The sequence below is a fragment of the Leptotrichia sp. oral taxon 879 str. F0557 genome (assembly GCF_000469385.1).
Classification (GTDB): domain Bacteria; phylum Fusobacteriota; class Fusobacteriia; order Fusobacteriales; family Leptotrichiaceae; genus Leptotrichia; species Leptotrichia mesophila.
In genome coordinates, this window is the sequence record NZ_KI271298.1 from 1 (window position 1) to 4,279 (window position 4,279).

General features: G+C 28.7%; 3 protein-coding genes. All 3 read left to right on the plus strand.

Annotation, left to right across the window (positions count from 1 at the left end):
* On the plus strand, window positions 1-329 hold a 329-nt coding region (locus HMPREF1552_RS02990), incomplete at its 5' end, for a transposase (protein ID WP_021743591.1).
* Between the two features lie 394 nt (window positions 330-723).
* Complete coding sequence (locus HMPREF1552_RS11765; protein WP_231370741.1) at window positions 724-1,956, plus strand: transposase; 1,233 nt, start codon at window positions 724-726, stop codon at window positions 1,954-1,956.
* Between the two features lie 872 nt (window positions 1,957-2,828).
* The gene (locus HMPREF1552_RS03000; protein ID WP_039901077.1) at window positions 2,829-3,872 is read left to right on the plus strand and encodes a RelA/SpoT domain-containing protein; all 1,044 of its coding nucleotides are present in this window, start codon (window positions 2,829-2,831) and stop codon (window positions 3,870-3,872) included.
* Window positions 3,873-4,279 lie beyond the last annotated feature (407 nt).

The window sequence follows — 4,279 nt, forward strand, 5'->3', positions numbered from 1 at the left end:
GATGTCCTTTTGCAGAAAAATGTAAAAAGACATCTCATAACAAAAAACTTTATGTAGCTGATAATTTTTTAAGATATAGAAAACAGTCACAGGAAAATATAGCAACAGAAAAAGGGATAATACTTAGAATGAATAGAAGCATTCAGGTTGAAGGAGCATTTGGAGTGTTAAAACAGAACATGAAATTCAAACGCTTTAAATACCGTGAAATATCTAAAACTAAAGTTGAAGCTATACTGTTTGCTATTGGCTATAATTTAAGAAAATATATTCATAAGAAGGTACAGAGACGTGAAGGCATGAAACTTCATAAATTAGTTGTTAACTAGACTTTAAGAGAAGTAAGGATCTCTAATTTTTTAGTGCAGTTTTTCTTTGATCAGAAAAAATTCTAATCAGATAACTGCAAAAAATTAGAGAGTTTTTAATTTGGACAAAAAAATAGAAGGTGAACTCAAAATTTTAGTCATTTTGAGACAGCTCCTTTTTCATTAATAACTGTTATATAATATAGTGAATATACAACGTTGAAGCTCTGATTTTGTAGTACAACACTAGTCCAATTAACAAGGTAAACGGTTATTTTCTCAAGCTTTTAAAAAGATATAGTAAAATTATAGCAATTTTGACAGTTCCAGAAAAATTATCTCAAAATACCATATTATTTGGCTTGATAGCAATAATAGTATAAAAAAAAGCCGAATAGAAATTCGGCTGATTTTTTTGTATAATATATTTATGACAAACATTACACAAAATAAACTGAAATATATTTTCAGTAACAACAATATTTTACTAGATTCCTTAAAATTTTGCAAGAAAAATAATATTGGCGACAGTCACCTTGAATATATTAAACTTTCCATTGATACATTTCTTGCCTGCAGGGATATTTCAAAAGGTTTTGTCAAGTTCAAACGTCCTCTCTGTCCTGTTACACATTTGTTCCCTATTACCTGCAAGTCTAAGCTCTGTCCTTCTTGTGGTTACAGGTATTCTATGACATGGTCTGAAAATATTCAAAAACATATTCTCGATATTGAACACCGACATGTTCTTTTTACTATACCTGAAGAATGCAGAAAGTTCTTCTTTTATGACATATCCCTTCTGTCAAAACTTTCTATTACTGTTAACCAGGTATTTAAGTTCGTCTTTCACAATATCAGCAGGAAAAGAAAAAGAAAAAACAAAATTTCTGAACATTCCAAATATTACTTTACTGATTCCGATATTGTACATTACGGTCTCATTTCTGTCATTCATACTTTTGGCAGGGACTTGAAATGGAACCCTCATGTTCATGCCATTGTTTCATTAGGAGGATTCAATAAAAATCTTGAGTTCAGGAAAATGAGATACTTCAACGTTGACACTATTGCCGGGCAATGGAAATACCTCCTTAAAATTATTGAAAACGGAAGCTATCCCAGCAAGAAGATTGAGAAAGACGCTAGAAATACTGCTACGAAGCTTTACAAGGAAAACAGAAGGTTTTTCTTTAACGTTGGAAATGGCGATATTAACAGCACAAAAGGCATTATCAAATATCTTGGACGATACCTTGCACGTTCCCCCATTGCTGAATACAAGATTACTGATATTACTGACAAGGAGGTTACTTTCTTTTTTAATGACCTGGCTAATGATAAAAAGAAAACTTACATTACTATGCCTTCTGAGAGATTTGTTTCCCATATTTTAATTCATCTGCCTCCTAAAAACTTTAAGATGGTAAACCGCTACGGATTTTATTCAAGACATATTTCTGACAGGCTTAAAGAGGCAATTGATGCTTTCAGGAAAAACATTGCCGTATTAAGATATTCATTTTATCAAAGGCAGATGTACAAGACTTTCGGGATGAATCCTTTTTACTGTCCAGTATGCAAGGTTAAAATGATTGTATGGGAATTTTATCATTACAGATATCCACCCCTCAAAAAATACTATTAATATTTTATTAATCCAACTAGGTTGGATATTTTGTCGTAGACATTTATATATTTGTTTGACAAAAGAAGAGTAAAAGAGGCTGATGCCTCTTTTAAAATTATCAAATCTATCAGTAAATAACTAAAAAATATGAATTTAATTTCCTTATAAATTAAAAAGGAGTTGAAGAACAAACTCTTTTTTAGCTAAAAAGTCAGTAAAAATGGGGATAAAATATACATAAGTAACCAACATCGAAAAATAATTAAAATAGCCTTTATTTTATAGACATTTATTATCATTTTACAAACTAAAATAAAAAATCTAGCTATAGTATAAAAATTGATTATCTTAAATATAGATAATCTTTTTTTATTAATTCCAAAATTAAAAACTCAAACTTATATCAATTTGGTAGAATTATCTTAATCTAGGCATTTATCCAAAAGAATTTTTAACAAACGCCACAAGGCTAATACTAGGTTATACGATGGATTGATAAAGCTGTATTAGATAAGTCATCCCTATAAGCATAGCACCATTTTCTTGATTCTACTTAGTATGGCTATGAAATACAAATAATTTTTTTGGAGAAAATTAGCAACCATTAATTTAACCTGTTTATTAATTGTTAAAAAATTTTAAATTTTTGTTGTAAAAGTACAACAAATAATGTATAATTAGATTGCAGATAAGAATATTTATACTGTATATCTGTGATAACTGAATGAGAGTTTAAGCGTTATGTAAGAACGCCAGCCACAGAGCCACTATTATAGTGGTGTTTTTTTATACATAATTTTTAGATAAATTAATACAGATAAAAGGAAGATAAGAAGATAATATATAAAGAATACTGTATAAATAATGGTATGAAAGAAAGGAGTACATTTATGGTTTATATTAATGATAAAGAAGTGTCTAAAAAGGAACTGAACAGGATAAGCAAAAGAATAGTTGAAAATACTGAAACTATTGAGGATTTGCAGAAATTATCAGATTTTAGGGCTGAACACTCAAAAATAATAAAAAGTTTTGTATGGAGCTTGAGAAGTATTATAAATAACAAGAAAATAAAATTATCGAATAATAGAAATTCAATAATTATTTCTCAAAGATTAAAAAGGTTGCCATCAATAATAGGGAAACTTAAAAGATTTCCAGAACTACGATTGGGAAGAATGCAGGACTTGGCAGGAGCAAGAATAATATTGCCTAATATAAAGGATACAGAGGAAGTGGCAAATTACTTAAAAAATAAAGTTTATAAACAAAAAGACAAGAATAATTTTTTATTTATTAGGGAAAAAAATTATATCTTAGAGCCAAAAGAGGACGGCTACAGGTCAATACATCAGATATTTAAGTATCAAGGGAAAAAGGAAAAGAGGCTTGAAGGGTATCAGATAGAATTGCAGATAAGAACGAAGTTACAGCACCAATGGGCTACTTCAGTTGAAATAATAGACAGCATAAAACAGCAATCTTTAAAGACAGGTGGGGGAGACATTTATTATAGGGAATTTTTTAAATTATCAAGTAAACTGATAGAATACATTGAATTGAACAAAGATATTTCAGAAATTTCAAAAGAACTGGATAAGTTGAGAGAATTAAACAGAGAATTTAATATACTGAAAACTTTAAGCAGTTTACGAGTTATAACCAAACGGCTTGAGGAAATCACAGGAGAAGGCTATTTGATATTGATATTGGATTATAAGGGCAATAGCATAAGATATATTCAAGTACCTGAAGAAAATATAAGCCGAGATTATTTGATGTATGAACGTGAATACAAAGAGGACACAAATAACGTTGTATCAGTATCGGTTGAGAACTTAAAGAACTTACGAAAAGCGTACCCAAATTATTTCCTAGACGCAAGAGAATTTGTTACAACAATAGGTAAATATATAAATAATACAGAGGAATAAAAAAATCAAAATCACAGTTATTAATTTAGCTGTGATTTTTTCTTAAAATCATTTTTTATAAGTTAAAAAATCAAGTAGTATCCTTTTGGTAAACTTTTTCATTTCAAGGCAAGGTATTTATCCAAAAAATTTTTTAACGAACGCTACAAGGCTGTTACACGGATATACGAGCGAATAACAAAAGGGCCTCACTCAAAAAAAACAGTCCCAAATTTAAAATCTATTTTTAGAAAACATATCATTATTTTCTTAATTTTATTTTTATAGCTTTAAATATAATAAATTTTATTTAAACTTTTCTTTAAAAAAGGCATTTTGAATTTTATTGAACAAATCCTCTTTTTCTTCAAAATCTATATTTTCATTATTAAAAAACGATATAATGGATGATTCTAAATTGTTAGAAT